A 16,420-nucleotide genomic window follows, 5' to 3' on the forward strand; every position below is an offset into this window, starting at 1 on the left:
TCGAGTGTGCAAAACTGCCAAGCTTGTCCGGTGTCGCAACCGGCGTCACCCTGCGACGCTGTATTCCGACGATCCGACGAGCAGGTCCACGATACCCGCGAGGAGGATCATGTGGGTGCATTCGACGATGTTGTAGGCGCGGCTATCGACCCAGAAATTAATGTCGGCCGCGGCGCCGAGCGGGTTGTCTTTGGCGAATCCGGTGAAGGCGGCGACATAAAGTCCGCGGGCTTTGGCCTCATGCGCGGCCTTGACCACGTTGGGAGATTTGCCGCTGCTGCTGATAAGGATGAGGATGTCGCGCGGGTCGGCGTAGATTTCCACGGCTTTGGCGATCCAGTTCTCGTAGCCGCAATCGTTGCCCAAAGCGGTGATGAGGTTGGCGTCGGTGAAGGCCATGGCGCGGACTTTTCCCTGCTTGGCGAAATCGGTGGCGAGGTGGCTGGCAATGGACGCGCTGGCGCCGTTGCCGGCCAGCAGCAGTTTGCCGCCATTCCCGCGGGCCTCGACAACGCGGGCCTTGAGCTTTTCCATGAGCGGAGGCCATTGCGGATTTTCAAGCAAGCGGCGGTATTCGGAGAGGTAGGACGTGATGTTCATCGGAAAAGTCGGCAGTTTTCAGTTTTCGGCGGGTTGAGCTTGAGACCCGGACGCGGGAACGACGAGCTGCGGGAGGAGAGATTTCATAGCTTCTTCTGCTTTGGCTGCGTCGGGCTCGCCGACGAGCGCGAGTTGCATGGAGCGCTGGCCCATGTTGCGGCGGCCGGCAAGCACGGCCCGGATGCGGTCACCCGCACCGAATCCGGTGAAAAGCATTTGTTGTCCGCCGATGCGGTCGTCGTTGACGACATACATGAGATAAAATTCATCCGCACCGGCGCGGATTTTGTAGAGGTTGTAGGAAATATTGATTCCGTTGGCATCGGCGCGGCGCAGCACCGACTTCGAGACGATCTGGCGGCCGATCATCGTCTGGCATTGCTCGGGCAAATGCGGTTGCGCGTAGTGCAGGCTCATCCGGCTCGGCTTCCATTCGAGATAAATGAGGTGCCACTGGCGTCCACCATCGTCGCGCCAACTGCGCTGGAACCCGCGATCGTAGCGCAACATCTCCTCGACGCGCTCGCCAAGCGGATTGTCACCCGCCTCGCCGCCGGCTCCATTCGTTGCCACAGTCCACGCCGGCGCGCGAACCACGCCCATTGATTTCCATGAATACCAGGCCTCGGAGCCGCCGACCATGAGACCGATGGCGGCGATGACGGCAAAGCACGCATAAGCCGGCGCACGGGAAATGCGGGCGGATGCGGCGGCTGTGATGAACGGCGGCTGGAGCGAGCCCGGCAACTTCTGCAAGACCCAGCAGAAGAACCACAGAATTCCCATGGTAAGGATAAGAATGGCGAAGCCGGCCGGATCGTGGAGCTTGTCCAGCGCGGCGGAACCTCCCTCGGCAACGGCGACGGAAAGTATGATCATGCGCAGGACATTGAGTGCGTAGGCGGCGACGAGTCCCACGGCGACAAGCAGCGCGCGGTAGCCCCAGCGCAGGGTGAAAAGTTCGCCAAGAAACAGCGCGGCCATGATGCTCGATTGGAAGGAGCGGATACCGCTGCACGCATCATCGACACCGAGCACCTCGGTGCCGACATCGATGGTGGTGCCGTGGCACATGGCCGCAACGCCGAGCATGGGCAGAATCCATGCGGCAAGTTGGGCGGCAAACATGCTCAACTCCCTCGTAAGCCAGCGCTCGGGGCCGGTGGGCCACGGAATCGCCACCAAGGCGAAGAAATAAGCGAAGGAGAGATGCTTCACCCACGCCGGTCCGCCAGCCAGCGCGGTGATCGCCATACTGGCCACCAGGGCCGCAAGCCCCAATCCCCACAGCACCAGTCTCCAATCGGGATAAGCACCGGCGATCAGAATGCCCGCCGCGGACGGCAGGAGAAGCAACAATAGAACAATATAACTCGCCGCGCGCAGCGCTCCGGCGGCGGGTTGCGCTTCGGGTCGCGTGGTCCAACGCTGCCAGAAAATCCAGCCCGCGAGCAGCGGGATGAACCATCCGTGCGAATACTGCTCGTTGGCTTCCCATTCCCCGGTGAGAATATAGAAAAGCCATCCCCACACCGCGGCGAGAGCGGCGAAGAAAAGCGCGGCCGGCATCCCCGGCGTCGCGGGTTCCTGTTCTATGGCAGCACGGGACATGCAGGGCGGCAGTTCAGAATTTTTCCGCAAAGGTCTTGATGAACGGAAGAAGGTCGGACAGGAACCGGTGCCAGCGTTCCATTTGCTCGCAGCGCTGGCGCTGGAACCGGGCGGACGGATGATCGTCGGGAGCGATGCTGGAGCGCAGCCTGGCAATATGGTCGTGACCGCTTTCGACGTGCGGGTTGATGCGGGCCGCGACAAAGGCCCCGGCCAGTTTGCGGAGATTGAGGACGGCGCGGTAATGTTCCTTGCGCTGGCCGCGCTTGAACACGCCCTCGACAGCACCGACTTGGCGCAGCCAGCGCACGCTCTGGAAGGTCCCGCCGCGGCTGGTCTTCAAGCGCACCATGATCTGGTCGAGACTGAGCGGCTCTTCGGTGGCGAAAAGCAGCCCGTAAATCTGCCCGATCGAAGGCGCGAGGGAAAAAGCGGCGGCCGCACGCTGGAAAATTTCCACGCACTCCTGCTGGAAGTCGTCCAACTCCGGCTCGGGGTCCGGCGGCTTGCCGAGATAGTATTTACGTTTCAAGGCAGTTTGCGGACAAGCTGCCGCACTTGGTTGCCATCCGCGGGAGGAGCAGCCAGACAGGAGAATAATATTTACCAGCCTTGGGCAAGGGAGTGCGCCGGGCTAAGGCACAATCGAGCACATTAATTCACAAAGTTCAACTGGGAACGAACAACAATTGAGATCCCGTTATCTTGACTGGCTGAGTGACCATCACATTGAGTCAGGCGGCGACTGCCGCAAAGGCGATGTATTTCTCCGGAGCTTCGATGCGGTGAAGAGCGAGGTCCGCCGTCCCCACCCGCGCGCCGCACGGCGCGTGATCCAAAACGGCCGGATCGACGCGAGTGACCGGCAACCCCCGGGCCAAACCGAGGCCGGTGCATTTCATGGCTGCCTCGCGCGCCGACCACAAAATGAAAAATCCCCCGACCCGGCGGCGTTCAGGAAGGCTCCTCCAAGCGGCAGCTTCGTCCGGATGGAAGTAGCGTGCGACGATGGAGGGCATGTCGCGGACTTCGCGGATCGTCTCGATGTCGATACCGACGGGCCCGCGACGCACGGCAACGGCGACCAGATCCCCCGCGTGCGAATGGTTGAAATCCCATCCGCCGGCATCGGCCAGACGCGGCTTGGCTCCGGGTTGCTCTTCGAAGCGGAGTGTCCCGGGTTCGCGGCCGGTGCATGCGGCGAGGAGTTGACGGCGCAACCCGCGGGAAACAACAAAGCGGCGGCGGAGCATGGTGTTGCCGATCCCGTGTGATTTTTCCAACTCCCCGGGTGAAAGAAATTTTTCGAAATCCGCGGCCTCGGCAAGGCCGGCCAGACGAAATTCGAAGTCGCCGGTCGCCGTGGTGTTCATTCGGCGCCGCTTGTTGAAAAAACGCGGTTGGCGTAGGCCTCGATTTGGGCAGGCGTGGGGCGCTGTCCTTCGGGATACGGCATGATGCACGCCGCGACTTCGTAGCTGTATTCGCGGGTTCCCGTGCGGATGAACTGCGCGAGGTTCGCGGTGTTGAGATAGACATCGCTTTCGAATTCGATCTCCACCGGCTCGCCGTTCAAATACGAGCCCCAGAGCATGAGAGCCGGTCCCGCCGGACCCCGGAAGGGGAACACGTTGAAGGTGAAGTTCCGGCCCCCGATGGTCATGGTCTCGCGCGTGACCTTGCCGTCGATACGCCAGCCCGCGCCGGGCATACAGCGGTCCGGGCGATGGTAAAGCTGGTTCGCGTTCCCTTCCCGAGGTTTCCAATAAAAGTGGTAGCCGACGGCACGCAACGGTGTGCCACCCACCGTTTCGCGGATGTAGGCATATTCGTCGGGATTGAGCACACCGAGGATGGCGGGCGGAACGGCGCGATCGACGACGAAACCTCGTTCGCCCGAGGGCCGGAGCATCGGCGGCGAAGGAGGAGCCGCCAAATTTGCACGCCACCAATACCAGCTGTGCGCACCAAGCATGGAGAGACAGCCGGCCATGAGCGCCAACCATGCCCAACGGCAATGCGAACGCGGCGGCCGTGCGGCAGCGGCGGAATGCTCGACCGGTTTGTCGCGCGGTTGCGAGACCATTGCGCGCCAACTTTTGCCGATCGCCGCGGCAAGCCCGACGCCGCAAAGCAAAATGGCCAGCACGACGTAGCCGGCCGTATCATGCCAAGCCTGCACCGATGCGTTGCCGCCATTGATGCCGGCCAAGACCAAAATAAGGACGCGGACCTGGTTGCCGATGATGGCCATGATGAATGCCACCGCGAGCAGGACCGCGCGCCCGGCACTCCGCAAGCGCGCCAGTTCGCCGGCCGCCAGACCGACCATCAGCGCCGTCTGCAAGGAGCGCAGACCGCTACAGGCCTCCTCCACGCCCACGGTGCAGTTGGGCAGAGTGATCGTGGTGCCGGCAGCGGTGGCGGGGTATCCGAGCAAATGCACCAGACCCACCGACCACCGCGCCACTATCTGCATCAGCGGAAAGGAAACGGCGTTCTCGACAAATGTGGGCCACGGAACTCCCACGAGCATGAACAGCACGGGCACGAGGAAAATTTTCAGACGCGCAAGTCCTCCCGTCAGCCAAGCCGCCGCGAGCGTATTCGCCGCGGCGAGCAAGCCGATGGCCCAGAGATTCGGCCGCCAATGAATGGGCGTCTGGCGGACGAGTTCCACCGGGAAAACCGCCGCGACGGACACCGCTATGACACACCATGCGAGAAGGTCCGCAACCTTCGCGCCGGATCCGGACAGAGCGCCGCGTGCCGTTTCCATGCGCTTCCAGAGGAAATAAAGCGCCAAGGGAGGCACAAACCACCCGTAGTTGTAATCGGGCGACGAGGTCCATTCACCCGCGCAGGCCCATACCAGCCAGAGCCAATAACCGCCCGCCAGCAACCAAAGCGGCTGCATGCATGCGCGGTGCCTGACCGGATTATCCATGAGCCGGTCCACTGCTGACCTCCAGCCATCCGGGATGTTCGCGGGCGTGCCGCGCAATCTCGCTGCAGATTTGCTGCACCGTCCGCCGCGGCTTCCAGTCCCAAGCTTTTTCCGCGCGCGAGGAATCGAGCACGACCCACGGGAGATCGAACGGACGCGGGGAGAGGTCGGACGCAACCTCGTGCGGACCAAACTCCGCGGCGCACCAGTCCGAGAGCTGCCGCAGCGACATCGCCGAGTCCGCGCCGCCGCTGACGTTGAAAATCCTGTCGCCTGCGCGTCCGCCCGCGGACATTTGCTTGAGCAGAAGCGCGAGGAGGTCGTCGGGATGAAGGCAGTCGCGCACCTGGTGTCCGCTGCCGCCGAAGCCGATGTATTTGAGGGGAGCGCGGCGCGCCCAGCTGTGGATCCAGTAGCTGAAGATGCCCTGGTCCGGCTTGCCGAATTGTCCGGCGCCGGCCATGACCCCGCAGCGGTCGATCCACACGGGGAATCCGAACGCCGCGCCGTATTCGAGGGCGATCTGCTCGCTGGCCAGCTTGCTCACCCCGTAGAGCGAAACGGGCGGCGCGGTGGAAAAATCCTCCGTCACGCCCCGTGGTCCCGCGGCGCCGCAAATTTTTTCGAGCACGAAGGCGGCGTTTTTTTCCGCGACCGGCAGAGCGCAGAGAGCGGGGATGGAATACACGCGGCTGGTGCTGAGGAGAATCATGCCGGCCTGCTCGCGTTTGCAGACCTCGAGCAAATTCACCGTGCCCCAAAGATTGTGCTCGAGAAGTTCTTTGCTCCCGGTCTTTCCGTCGATGCCGGCCAGCACGCTGGGATTGGCGGCGGCGTCGATGACCCAGTCGATACCGCGCACACGGACAAGGTCGTTTTCATCACGCACATCGCCGCGCCAGAATTCGACACCGGCGGATTCGATGCGCGCACGGTTCAGTTCACTGCCGGGGCGGCTGAAATTGTCGAAGCCGCACACCTCGTGACCGGCAAGGCGCAGGCCGAGGGCGAGTTCCGAACCGACGAATCCGCAGACCCCGCTGACAAGAATTCTCATGGCGCGGGCGCGAGTATGGACGCGTCCGCGACGGCACCCAAGCCGGGATTAGAACCTATCCCAAAACCTCGCGGGGTGGCGCGAAGTCATGGCGGGGCGGCAAAAGGGACCGCTTATTTGCTCGGCTTGAACTCGGTGATCTTGGTGCCCTGCAGCGAAATGCCGGCCATGATCCCCTTCTGGCCGAAGAAAAACGCATAGATCCCGTTTTTCATCGTTTTGGTGGAGAGATCGGAGGTGAAACCTTCGTTGGCGATGACCAGGCTGGGTGCGGCACCGACCTCGAACCCGTCGGCCTTGTAGAGGGAGTCGAGGGATTTTTGGTCCATGAAGAAAAGCACGTAGGAAAACACCTGGGCGCCGACCTGCCAGCCGTAGGACGCGGACGTGGTGTTGAAGTATCCCTCCGCTTCGCCGTTGCGGAAGAGAACACCGTCACCACGCTGGCCGCCGATCATGAATCCCGCTTTGACCACCTCCGGAAAGACGAGCACGGCCTCCGCCATGTCGGCCAGTTCCTTGGTGCCGGGCTTGGTTTCGAAGAGTTGCTCGAGGGCGGCTTCGGACTTCTTGCGCAGTTCCGCGGCAGGCATGGCCGGCGCGGTCGCGACCGAGGCGAGGACAATGAGGGCAAAAAGAGCGGTGATGAACGGGATTTTCATGGCCGTCCGAAATACCACAGGTGCCCGCGGCCGGCTAGAACCTATCCCAAAACCTCGCGGAGTGGCGCAGGGTCATGGCGGGGCAGATGGCAAGGCGCGAGCAGGGAGCGATGCCTCTGCGCATCGTGACTGGCGAAGCAACGCCGCCAGACGCCCCGCCATGGCCCTGCCCGAGAGGGTTGCGGCGCTTTCCGTCCGTGGCTGCGTCGCGGCGCTCGAGACTGTATCGCAGAGGATACAGCCACATCGCTTGCTCCTTGCCACAAACGAAAATTATCCGCAACGCCACCGCGCCAGGTTTTGGGATAGGTTCTAAAGCGCGGAAGGTCATTCGCCTTGGATATAGCCCCGCAAAATCAAAAACAATCAAGATGAGACGCCCTCTTGCCTCACGGCTGGCGGGCGTTTTGTTTGCCTTTGCCAAGCCGGTTTGGTGAGGCTTACTTCCTCCGCCTCGCCAACCGCAGCGCTCCTGCGGTGCCGACCGGCAACGCCGCCGCAGAGCACAGCCCGAACCTAGTTCCAGCGTTGCGGCTCCCGAGAAGGTGCGGGCCGGATGCAGGGAAATCCATGCTCGCGAGTGGAGCACTGCACCTTTAAGGCTTGTCTGGTGAACACGGAGATCTTCGGGAAAAAAAGGGGCCAACGCTCCCGCTGCATAGGCCCAGGCTGGGTATTCCCGCGCATTGAGTTCTTTCGTAGAGCAGCAGCGCTTTCTTCCGCCCTGATCTTGTGCGGCTGCGCGGTGCCTTCCGATTCGCTGCCGCGCTCTGCTTCCGCTCCCGCCGTGCGAGGCGCGCAGCTTCCACATACCTCCGATGCCTTGGGTGCAGCCTTGTCATCCGCGGCGCATGCTTGGCGTCAGGTCGAAAGACAGCCGGGTGACCCTGTCGCCCTCGAGACCTACAACGCCGCCGTGGCCCGGGTCATGGGAGTGCTTAAACGCGAGAAGCTCTCGCCATGGGAGAGCGCTTTGCTTCTGCCGTCCGGGGGCGAGTTCCGCCACCTCACCTACCTTACCGATCCGCGGAAAGCAAAGAGTCCGGCGGAATACGATTTCATTGCCAGCGACTCGGTGCCCGTGAAAACGAAACGGTTTGGCGAACGCTCGCGCAAGGAGGGTATCGGCGCGCCGCTCGTCGCCACGGCACGGAAATCCATTCGCAAGCGGAACGAGGAATTGGCCCCGCCGCAGGATTCCTACGGCGTGACAGCCATCCTGCGATTCAGGGGCGATGCAGCCGAACTGGAACTGCTCGATCCGCTCGAGACCGAGACCGTGAGGATGGGTGGCCGTGAGTTTCCGCTGGCGGCAGACTTCAGCGCCCCTTTGGCCTACAGCTTGCGTGGCACCAGAGCCACTCTGGATCAAGCGCGACTGCTGCGCCCGGACGACTATGCCGACACGGCGCGCATCATCCGCATGCAACCCTACGATCCGGACAAGACGGTGCTGCTCTTCATCCACGGCCTCAAGGATACTGCCGCCACGTGGATGCCGATGATCAACCGCTTGCGTTCGGACCCGGCCATACTCCGCAAATATCAGATCTGGCTCTACAGTTATCCCAGCGGATTCCCCTACGGCTACTCGGCCTCGGTGTTGCGCCGACAATTGGATGAAGCTCTGGCCGAAGCGCCTCTGCGCCGACCCATGGTGGTGATCGGGCACAGCATGGGTGGCTGCATCGCACGCCTTCTCGTTACCGACACCGGCGACAAATTGTGGAAGGGCATTTTCGGCCGCACGCCGCAGGAAACACGTCTGCCCGAAAGGACCAAGCGCCTGTTGTCGAATTCGCTCGTCTTCAAAAAGCGACCCGAGGTGGGACGCGTCATATTCATCGCCGCACCCCTGCGCGGTAGCGAACTCGCCCGGGGACTCGTCGGGCGCATCGGCTCCATGCTTGTCCGAACTCCCCGCGCGCTCCTTCGCGCCGGCGTCGATGCAGCTCACCTCGCCACACTTCAGTTCGGAGAGCTGAAGTTGCGACGCGCCCAAAACGCCATCGACACACTCGCCCCGAACAGCCGCTACGTCCGCGCCATCAACGCCATTCCCATCGCTTCGGGTGTTCCGCTGCATGTCATCGTCGGCGACCGCGGTCTTGGGGGGAACAAAACGCAGGGACCGGATCCCGTCATGGGCGACGGCGTCGTGCCCTACTGGAGTTCTCACCTCCCGCAGGCGGATTCGGAAAAGATCGTTCCCTCGGACCACAGCGCACATCAGCATCCCCAATCGATTGCCGAAGTTGCGCGCATCCTCCACGCCCACGCAAATCACTGATCCCCGTCAACCGCGTTGGTTTCAAACGCGGTCGAACCATGAGTCTGCGCTTGCTTCAAGGATTTCGACATCATTGGGGAAGCGACCAACGGTCACGAGGCCCTCGGTCTGGCCCGGGAGAAAGGGCTGGACGACGTGATGTTCGGCGTGATGATGCCGCCGTGAACGCCGGGTGAACGGGTGTGCACAGTCGGGGTGCCAAGGGCGAACTGCGCAGCGCGGTGCGGAAGGTCGGCAACGGTGGGACGTATTTCAGTCCGCCGGTCGATCGCATGGAGCAAGGATGGAACTGCATTGCCTAGCTGCCCCTGAAAGTGGCAGAAAAACAAACGAACGGTGTTCCTTCCTTGAAAACATCGGATCACACTGAGTCCGCGATGCCCAATACCAGCCCAAAAAAATTTCTCAAATGGATCGTGCTGATCGTCGTGGTTGCGGCCGCGGCGGGATTTTTCGGTTACCAGCACTGGAAATCGCAACGCTACGCCGTTCCGAAGGGGATCTCATACGGCAACGGGCGGATCGAAGCGAAGCTGGTCGATGTGGTCGCCAAGGACGCGCTCCGGGTGAAGGAGATCTTGGTGGACGAGGGCAATCTCGTGAAGCCGGGTCAGGTGCTCGCGCGCCTGGACGCCAACACGTTCGAGGCCGAGCTGCTGGAAGCCAACTCGAAGGTCGTCAGCGCGCAGGAACGGGTGGCCACGGCGAACTTTGCCGTCGTGAAACAGAAAAGCATCCTCGATAACGCCCAGCTTGAATACGACCGCACCAAAAAACTTGTCGAAGGCAAAGTCATCTCGCAGAGGGAATTCGACGCGCGCACGACGGACCTCGCGACCTCCAAGGCCGCTTACGAGGAAGAAATCGCCCAGCTGAACACGGCCAAAATGGATGTCGAGGTCGCCAAAGCGGCCGCAGCAACCATCCAGACCCACATCGACGACGCGGTCCTCAAGTCACCCGTCCTGGGAAGGGTGCTCTACCGCATGGCCGAACCGGGCGAGATGCTCGCGGCCGGAGGCAAAGCGCTGACGCTGGTAAACCTCCAAGACGTTTACATGGAGATCTACCTTCCCTCCGAACAGGCTGCCAGGATCAAGATCGGCGCCGACGCCCGGATCACTCTCGATGCCGCGCCGGACCGCGCGGCCATCGGCTATGTGAGCTTCGTGTCGCCGGAGGCGCAGTTCACCCCGAAACAGGTCGAAACGCGGACCGAGCGCGACAAGTTGATGTTCCGGGTGAAAATCCAGGTCCCGAAAGAATCGATTTACGCCTACATCGATTACATCAAGACGGGGATCCGCGGGGTGGGCTATGTCAAAGTATCGGATTCCGTGACCTGGCCTCCTTGGCTGGAAAAACGTTTCGTGCCGCCCGAGACGCAGCCCGTCCTGGTGCCCGCGAACGAAGCAGCCCGTCAATGAGCCGCCAGCCCGTTCTCCCCTTGAACCGGAAAAAACGGAGCAAAACATTTTGGCCAAACATAAGAACGAGGTGCTCGCATCGGAGCCCGGGAAGGACCTGACGTGAAGCCTTCTCCCCAAGCTTCCGGTCCCTCGCTTACCACGGCAAAGCCCGTTATCTCCATCAAGGACGTCACTCACCGCTACGGCAAAGTGACGGCCCTCGACCGCATCTCCCTCGACGTGCCGGGCGGGATCAGAGTCGGCATCATCGGGCCTGACGGCGTCGGCAAGTCCACGCTCATGGCCCTGATCGCGGGATCCAAGCGGCTCCAGCAGGGAACGATGAACGTCCTGAATGGCGATATGGCAGACGCCCGTCACCGGGAAAAAGTCTGCCCCAAGATCGCGTATATGCCTCAGGGGCTGGGCAAGAACCTTTATCTGGAGCTCAGCGTTTTCGACAATGTCGATTTCATGGCGCGCCTTTTCGGGCTGTCCGCCGCCGAGCGCCAGGGCCGCGTCTGGGAACTGCTCGAAGCCACAGGCCTAGCGCCTTTCGCCGACCGCCCGGCCGGGAAACTTTCGGGCGGGATGAAGCAGAAGGTGGGCCTTTGCGGCGCTCTTGTCCACGACCCGGACCTCCTGATCCTCGACGAGCCCACCACCGGCGTCGACCCCCTTTCGCGCCAGCAGTTCTGGACCCTGATCGACCACATCCGCGCGAGCCGGCCCGGGATGAGCGTCCTCATCTCCACGGCGTATATGGAAGAAGCGCAGCAATGGGATTGGATCGTCGCGATGGACGCCGGGCAGGTGCTCGCGACGGGAACGCCGCGCGAACTGATGGAGCGGACGGGAACAAAAGATCTCGAGTCGTGCTTTATCGGTCTCCTCCCGGAAGAAAAACGCAGGGGCCACACCGAACTTTCCATCCCGCCGCGGCAGGCCGAGAAATCCGAAATCGTCATCGACGCGAAGGGACTGACGCGCCGGTTCGGGAACTTCACCGCCGTCGACCACGTCAGCCTTTCGATCGAACGCGGCGAGATCTTCGGTTTCCTCGGCTCGAACGGCTGCGGAAAATCCACGACCATGAAGATGCTGACCGGGCTCCTGCCCCCGACCGAGGGCACCGCGACCCTTTTCGGAAGTTCCGTCGAGGCGGGGAGCATGGAGGTGCGCAAAAACCTCGGCTATATGACACAGGCGTTCTCGCTTTACGGCGAGCTCACCGTTCGCGAGAACCTGGTGCTGGACGCCCTTCTTTACCACATCCCGCGCGAAAAGGCGGACGCCCGGATCAACGAGCTCGTCGAAAAATTCGGACTCGGCCCGCACCTCGATGCCCTGACGGACTCGCTGCCGATGGGACTGAAGCAGAGGCTTTCGCTCGCGGTCGCCGTCCTTCACGAGCCGCAGATCTTGATCCTGGATGAACCGACCTCCGGCGTGGACCCCGTCGCCCGCGACAGTTTCTGGGAGCTTCTGATCGAGCTTTCCCGCAAGCAGGGTGTGACGATCTTCATCACGACGCACTTCATGAACGAAGGCCTGCGCTGCGACCGGATCTCGCTCATGAACGCCGGACGGGTGCTGGCCTGTGACGCGCCGCAAAAACTGATCGAAACGCGCGGGGCGCGGGGCCTTGAAGACGCCTTCATCGGTTACATGGAAGACGCGATCAAGGAGGACGAAGCCGCCTCCCCGAAAAAAGAAGAAGCGCCGAAAAATGAAAAGCCCGTGGCCGCGAAAACGGCAGCCCAAAAGGCGCCAGCGGAAGCCGCTTCCCTCAAATTGCGGCTCGCACGGATGTTCGCCTATGCCCGCAACGAGACCATGCAGATCCTCCGCGACCCGGTGCGCCTCGTCTTCGCCTTTATCGGCTCGGCGCTTCTCATGGTCGTGTTCGGATTCGGCATCACGACCGACATCGAGGACATCCGCTACGCCGCGCTCGACCTCGACCGTTCGCCTGAGAGCCGCGCCTACCTCGAACAATTCGCAGGGGCGAAACCTTATTTTGTCCCCGCCGCGCCAGCCCAATCCGCCGCCGAAGCCTTCCAGAGACTGCAAGCCGACAAAGTTTCTCTCGTCCTCGAGATCCCTCCCCGGTTTGGGATGGATTTGCGGCGGGGACTGCAGCCGCAGGTCCTGGCCGAAGTGGACGCAGCCATGACGTTCCGCGGCGAGACGGTCGCCCAATACGTGCAGGGGGTCCACGACCTCATGCTGAAAAACCGCGCCAGCGAGATCGGTGTGCCGATGCCGAAGGACACGGTCAAATACCAGGACCGCTTCATGTATAACCCGACCTTCGAAAGCGTTTACTCCATCGTGCCGAGCGTCCCGGCGCTGCTCCTCGTCCTGATCCCCGCGATCCTCATGGCGGTCAGCATCGTCCGCGAAAAAGAACTGGGCTCCATGATCAACTTCTACGTGACGCCGACCGGCCGCCTCGAATACCTGCTCGGGAAGCAAATGCCTTACGTCGCGATCGGCATGATCAATTTCTTCGTGCTGGCGGCGATCGCGCTGGCCGTTTTCGGGGTCCCGGTCAAGGGAAGCTTCCTGATGCTGGCGGTGACCGCGCTGCTTTACGTGACCGCGACGACCGGCATCGGCATGGTGATCTCGACCTTCACCTCGAGCCAGGTCGCGGCCGTTTTTGTCACCGCCATCCTGACGATCACGCCGACCATCCAGTTCTCGGGCCTCCTCCAGCCGGTCTCCACGCTCATGGGGCGGGCGCGGCTCATCGGGTCGATCTGGCCGACGACCTATTACATGCACTCCAGCGTGGGCACCTACACCAAGGGGTTGGAGCCCGGACTCATGGTCCCGGACATTATTTTCCTGGCCTGCTGCATCCCGATCCTCTGGGCGTTCAGCGTGCTCGGCTTGAGAAAACAGGAAAAATGAGATGAGGACGTTCCTGAACATCTGGTGGCTCGGCTTGAAGGAACTCCGCAGCCTCGCGAGCGACAAGGTCATGCTGCTTTTCGTGATCTACGCGTTCACCTTCGCCATCTACATCCAGGCGACCGGCACGTCGAACGAGGTCAACAACGCCTCGATCGCTTTCGCGGACGAGGACCAGTCGGCCCTCTCCCGGGAACTCGTCAACCTCTTTTACCCGCCGCGCTTCCAAGTCCCGAAAATGATCAGCACGGGCGAGATCGAAAGCGCAATGGACCGCGGCCTTTTCATGTTTGTCGTCGTGATCCCCCCGAGGTTCGAGGAGGACCTGCGCTTCGGTCGCAACCCGGAGGTCCAGATCAACATCGACGCGACCGCCATGCAGCAGGCCGGTATCGGCTCGAACTACATCAAGAACATGATCAGCAAACGCGTTTCGAACTACCTGAAACGCACCGACGAGGAGCAGAACCCACCCATCCGGCTCGTGGTCCGGAAACTCTTCAACCCGAACGGGACGGCCTCCTGGTTCCTTAGCGTGGTGGCCATCATCAACCAGATCACGTTGCTGACGATCGTGCTGACCGGTGCCGCGGTGATCCGGGAGCGCGAACACGGGACGCTCGAACACCTGCTCGTGATGCCGCTCTCTGCCTTCGAGATCGCGATGGCGAAGGTCTGGGCCAACGGGCTCGTGATCCTTGTCGCCGCCGCGGTGTCGATCTTCGGCATCGTGCAGATGACGCTGAAGGTGCCGTTCGCGGGCTCGCACGCGCTGTGGTTCTTCGGCGTCGTGCTCTACCTTTTCTTCGCCACGGCGCTCGGGATCTTCCTGGGGACGATCTCGCGGTCCATGGCGCAGTTCGCGCTCCTCAACATCCTGGTGGTCTTGGTGCTGATGCTTCTTTCGGGAGGATCGACCCCCGTCGAGAGCCAGCCCGAATGGCTGCAGCGCCTGACCTTCTTTTTGCCTTCAAGGCATTTCGTGAGCTTTTCGCAGGTGATCATCTACCGGGGCGGCGGGCTTTTCTCGGTCTGGCCTCAGTTCCTGATGGTCTCGGGGATCGGGCTCGGATTTTTCGCCTTCAGCCTCGCGCTTTTCCGGAAATCCATCGCGGTGACCAAATAAAACCGAATGCTGCAGGCTGGTGCCTCCCGGTCCCCCAGCAAGCTGATATCCGCCATGGCGTTTTAAGAAATGATGTGGGGCGACGCTGCCGGATGTGGCATTGGCATCCCTGCCAATGAAGAAGCCAAAGCCATCGGCTGGCCTCCAGCTCGTAGAGCCTACGGCTCGGAGAGAAGCCGATGCCACTTTCCGAGCACGCGCAGTAGATGGCGCAACGGCTACAACTTTTACAAAACTGTCCCAGCCAGGGTCGCTCTGCTCCGAAATTATTCGTTCCGGCGCCGCGCGCGAAACAATCCGCAGGCGACTGTTGGCCTTCGGATTGTTGCTCTTGAATGGAAATGCCCGTCCACTTGCGCGGACGGGCATTACTTCATCCCCCCGATGAAGTAAACTATGTCAGGAATTGCGGCGGCGGCGGCGCACCACGTGCGCACCCAAGCCGGCGGCCGCCACCGCAAGCAGGGCGTAGGTGGAAGGCTCGGGCACGACTTCGACCTGCAGGCTGCCTTCGGAGAAGTAGGCAAACTTGCCTCCACCGAGGTCGACCTGGTTGGCAGCACCCCAGTTCGAGACATTGGCGAAATCGAACGTCGCAGTGCCGTCGATGAGTTTGTAAGTGCCGAAGTCCACGGAACTGTCGAGGCCGATGATGTTCGCCATGCTCAGACCGCCGAAGCTGACATTGCCTTCATTGACCATGAGAGGCCCGTTGAGGTCGAAGACGAAGTCAGCTCCCTCATCAAGGTTGAGGCTGCCCGTTAGGATGCCCCTACCGCCGATGGCTCCGTTGGCTCCGATATTGAGCAAGGCGCCACCGCCAAGATTGCCTGTGAGCATCAAGGTGCCCTCGCTGATGTCGGTCGTGTCGCCGAGAGTATTGCCGCTATTGGCCAGCGTGAGCTTGCCGGCCCCGGTCTTGGTGAAACCATTGGCCGTTCCGCCGTCGGTGACGACCGAGTTGATGGTTAGGTCACCCACGGTTTCAATGACCGCGCCGGCGGCAGCAATCCACACCGTGTTCTTGTTGCCGGTGCCGATGATGGTGGCGGCGTTCGAGCTGGAGTTTGCCAATTTGCTACCGGTGCTGGCCATCTGGGCGGCCTCGTAGGATCCGGCAGCCACTGTCTGGCCATTCACGTCCACCGTGCCGCTGTTGAAGAGGTAGTTGGTCCCACCGCCGATGGAGGCCGTTCCGCCGTTGAATTTGAGCGTGCCGCCCGCACCGATCGTGAGGCTGTCGGCGAGCGTCAAAGCACCGCCGCTATTGAGGGAGACGAGGCCGCCACCCACAAAAGTCGGGGCTTTGGTAAGCGTGCCGCCGTTGTTGATGTTGATCGTGCTGTTGGCATTGACGGCCAGTGTTCCGGTAATGTTCTGCGTGCCCCCGCTGATGTTCCAGGTGCCCACGCCACCATTTCCGCCGAGCTGGAAGAAGCCCGAGACGGCCAAAGTGCCCCCGCTCTGATTAAGCGTGCCGTTTCCGCCCGGGGAGAAGCCGAGGTAGAGATCGCCCGTATTGCTGATGGCACCGGATGAAAGCGTGGTCGTTTGGGTGCTGCTCAGGCCGAGGTGGCTGCCGCCAACGCGGTTGAGGTTCAGCGTGCCGCCAGCGACGTTGACATTGGCTCCGTTGAAGTAGCCGACCGTGTTGAGGGAGCCGGCGTTGACATTCCACGTGCCCGTGGAGAAGCCGGCGTCGTTGTTGACGGCAAGCATGCCTGAGCCGATTTTCGTAAGCGAGCCGCCGGCGCCGAGATTGATCTGGGCCGCGGTCACAGAGACCGTGTTGCCATTGG

12 protein-coding genes are annotated in these 16,420 nt (G+C 62.1%); 4 read left to right on the forward strand and 8 right to left on the reverse strand.

From position 1 onward, the window contains the following. Window positions 1-45: 45 nt before the first annotated feature. The 7 genes from FGM15_10480 to FGM15_10510 form a co-directional block, all read right to left on the reverse strand. Window positions 46-600, reverse strand: coding sequence for an SIS domain-containing protein (locus FGM15_10480; GenBank protein ID MBU3666282.1), 555 nt, complete (start codon window positions 598-600; stop codon window positions 46-48). Between the two features lie 18 nt (window positions 601-618). After that, on the reverse strand, window positions 619-2,211 hold the full coding sequence (locus FGM15_10485) for an exosortase/archaeosortase family protein (GenBank protein MBU3666283.1): 1,593 nt from the start codon (window positions 2,209-2,211) through the stop codon (window positions 619-621). Between the two features lie 13 nt (window positions 2,212-2,224). Further along, a complete protein-coding gene (locus tag FGM15_10490; GenBank protein MBU3666284.1) occupies window positions 2,225-2,743 on the reverse strand; it encodes a hypothetical protein in 519 nt (172 codons plus the stop codon). 202 nt (window positions 2,744-2,945) lie between these two features. Further along, a complete protein-coding gene (locus FGM15_10495; protein ID MBU3666285.1) occupies window positions 2,946-4,217 on the reverse strand; it encodes a 4'-phosphopantetheinyl transferase superfamily protein in 1,272 nt (423 codons plus the stop codon). After that, entirely contained in the window at window positions 3,581-5,158 is a 1,578-nt protein-coding gene (gene xrt / locus FGM15_10500) for an exosortase (GenBank protein ID MBU3666286.1), read from the reverse strand. The genes FGM15_10495 and xrt overlap by 637 nt, the downstream gene beginning before the upstream one ends. Then, a complete protein-coding gene (locus FGM15_10505) occupies window positions 5,151-6,215 on the reverse strand; it encodes an NAD-dependent epimerase/dehydratase family protein (GenBank protein ID MBU3666287.1) in 1,065 nt (354 codons plus the stop codon). Before FGM15_10505 ends, xrt begins: the two co-directional genes overlap by 8 nt. A gap of 113 nt (window positions 6,216-6,328) precedes the next feature. Then, the gene (locus tag FGM15_10510; GenBank protein MBU3666288.1) at window positions 6,329-6,877 is read right to left on the reverse strand and encodes a lipid-binding SYLF domain-containing protein; all 549 of its coding nucleotides are present in this window, start codon (window positions 6,875-6,877) and stop codon (window positions 6,329-6,331) included. Window positions 6,878-7,433: 556 nt separating this feature from the next. On the opposite strand from FGM15_10510, the gene FGM15_10515 reads away from it, so the two are divergent. From FGM15_10515 to FGM15_10530, 4 genes are all read left to right on the forward strand, one after another. Further along, complete coding sequence (locus FGM15_10515) at window positions 7,434-9,167, forward strand: alpha/beta hydrolase (GenBank protein MBU3666289.1); 1,734 nt, start codon at window positions 7,434-7,436, stop codon at window positions 9,165-9,167. Window positions 9,168-9,544: 377 nt separating this feature from the next. Beyond that, a complete protein-coding gene (locus tag FGM15_10520; GenBank protein ID MBU3666290.1) occupies window positions 9,545-10,594 on the forward strand; it encodes an HlyD family efflux transporter periplasmic adaptor subunit in 1,050 nt (349 codons plus the stop codon). A gap of 102 nt (window positions 10,595-10,696) precedes the next feature. Next, the gene (locus FGM15_10525) at window positions 10,697-13,495 is read left to right on the forward strand and encodes an ABC transporter ATP-binding protein/permease (protein MBU3666291.1); all 2,799 of its coding nucleotides are present in this window, start codon (window positions 10,697-10,699) and stop codon (window positions 13,493-13,495) included. 1 nt (window position 13,496) lies between these two features. Further along, window positions 13,497-14,621, forward strand: a complete 1,125-nt coding sequence (locus FGM15_10530) for an ABC transporter permease (protein ID MBU3666292.1) — start codon at window positions 13,497-13,499, stop codon at window positions 14,619-14,621. Window positions 14,622-15,020: 399 nt separating this feature from the next. On the opposite strand, the gene FGM15_10535 is transcribed toward FGM15_10530, so the two are convergent. Continuing rightward, a complete protein-coding gene (locus FGM15_10535) occupies window positions 15,021-16,400 on the reverse strand; it encodes a PEP-CTERM sorting domain-containing protein (protein MBU3666293.1) in 1,380 nt (459 codons plus the stop codon). Window positions 16,401-16,420 lie beyond the last annotated feature (20 nt).

The sequence above is a fragment of the Chthoniobacterales bacterium genome (genome assembly GCA_018883245.1).
GTDB lineage: Bacteria > Verrucomicrobiota > Verrucomicrobiia > Chthoniobacterales > JACTMZ01 > JACTMZ01.

Excerpts from the sequence above, each read along its gene's own strand:
- FGM15_10480 (MBU3666282.1), bottom strand. The coding sequence starts at position 600 with ATGAACATCACGTCCTACCTCTCCGAATACCGCCGCTTGCTTGAAAAT.
- FGM15_10485 (MBU3666283.1), bottom strand. The coding sequence starts at position 2,211 with ATGTCCCGTGCTGCCATAGAACAGGAACCCGCGACGCCGGGGATGCCG.
- FGM15_10495 (MBU3666285.1), bottom strand. The coding sequence starts at position 4,217 with ATGGTTGGCGCTCATGGCCGGCTGTCTCTCCATGCTTGGTGCGCACAG.
- xrt (MBU3666286.1), bottom strand. The coding sequence starts at position 5,158 with ATGGATAATCCGGTCAGGCACCGCGCATGCATGCAGCCGCTTTGGTTG.
- FGM15_10505 (MBU3666287.1), bottom strand. The coding sequence starts at position 6,215 with ATGAGAATTCTTGTCAGCGGGGTCTGCGGATTCGTCGGTTCGGAACTC.
- FGM15_10510 (MBU3666288.1), bottom strand. The coding sequence starts at position 6,877 with ATGAAAATCCCGTTCATCACCGCTCTTTTTGCCCTCATTGTCCTCGCC.
- FGM15_10515 (MBU3666289.1), top strand. The coding sequence starts at position 7,434 with ATGCAGGGAAATCCATGCTCGCGAGTGGAGCACTGCACCTTTAAGGCT.
- FGM15_10520 (MBU3666290.1), top strand. The coding sequence starts at position 9,545 with ATGCCCAATACCAGCCCAAAAAAATTTCTCAAATGGATCGTGCTGATC.
- FGM15_10530 (MBU3666292.1), top strand. The coding sequence starts at position 13,497 with ATGAGGACGTTCCTGAACATCTGGTGGCTCGGCTTGAAGGAACTCCGC.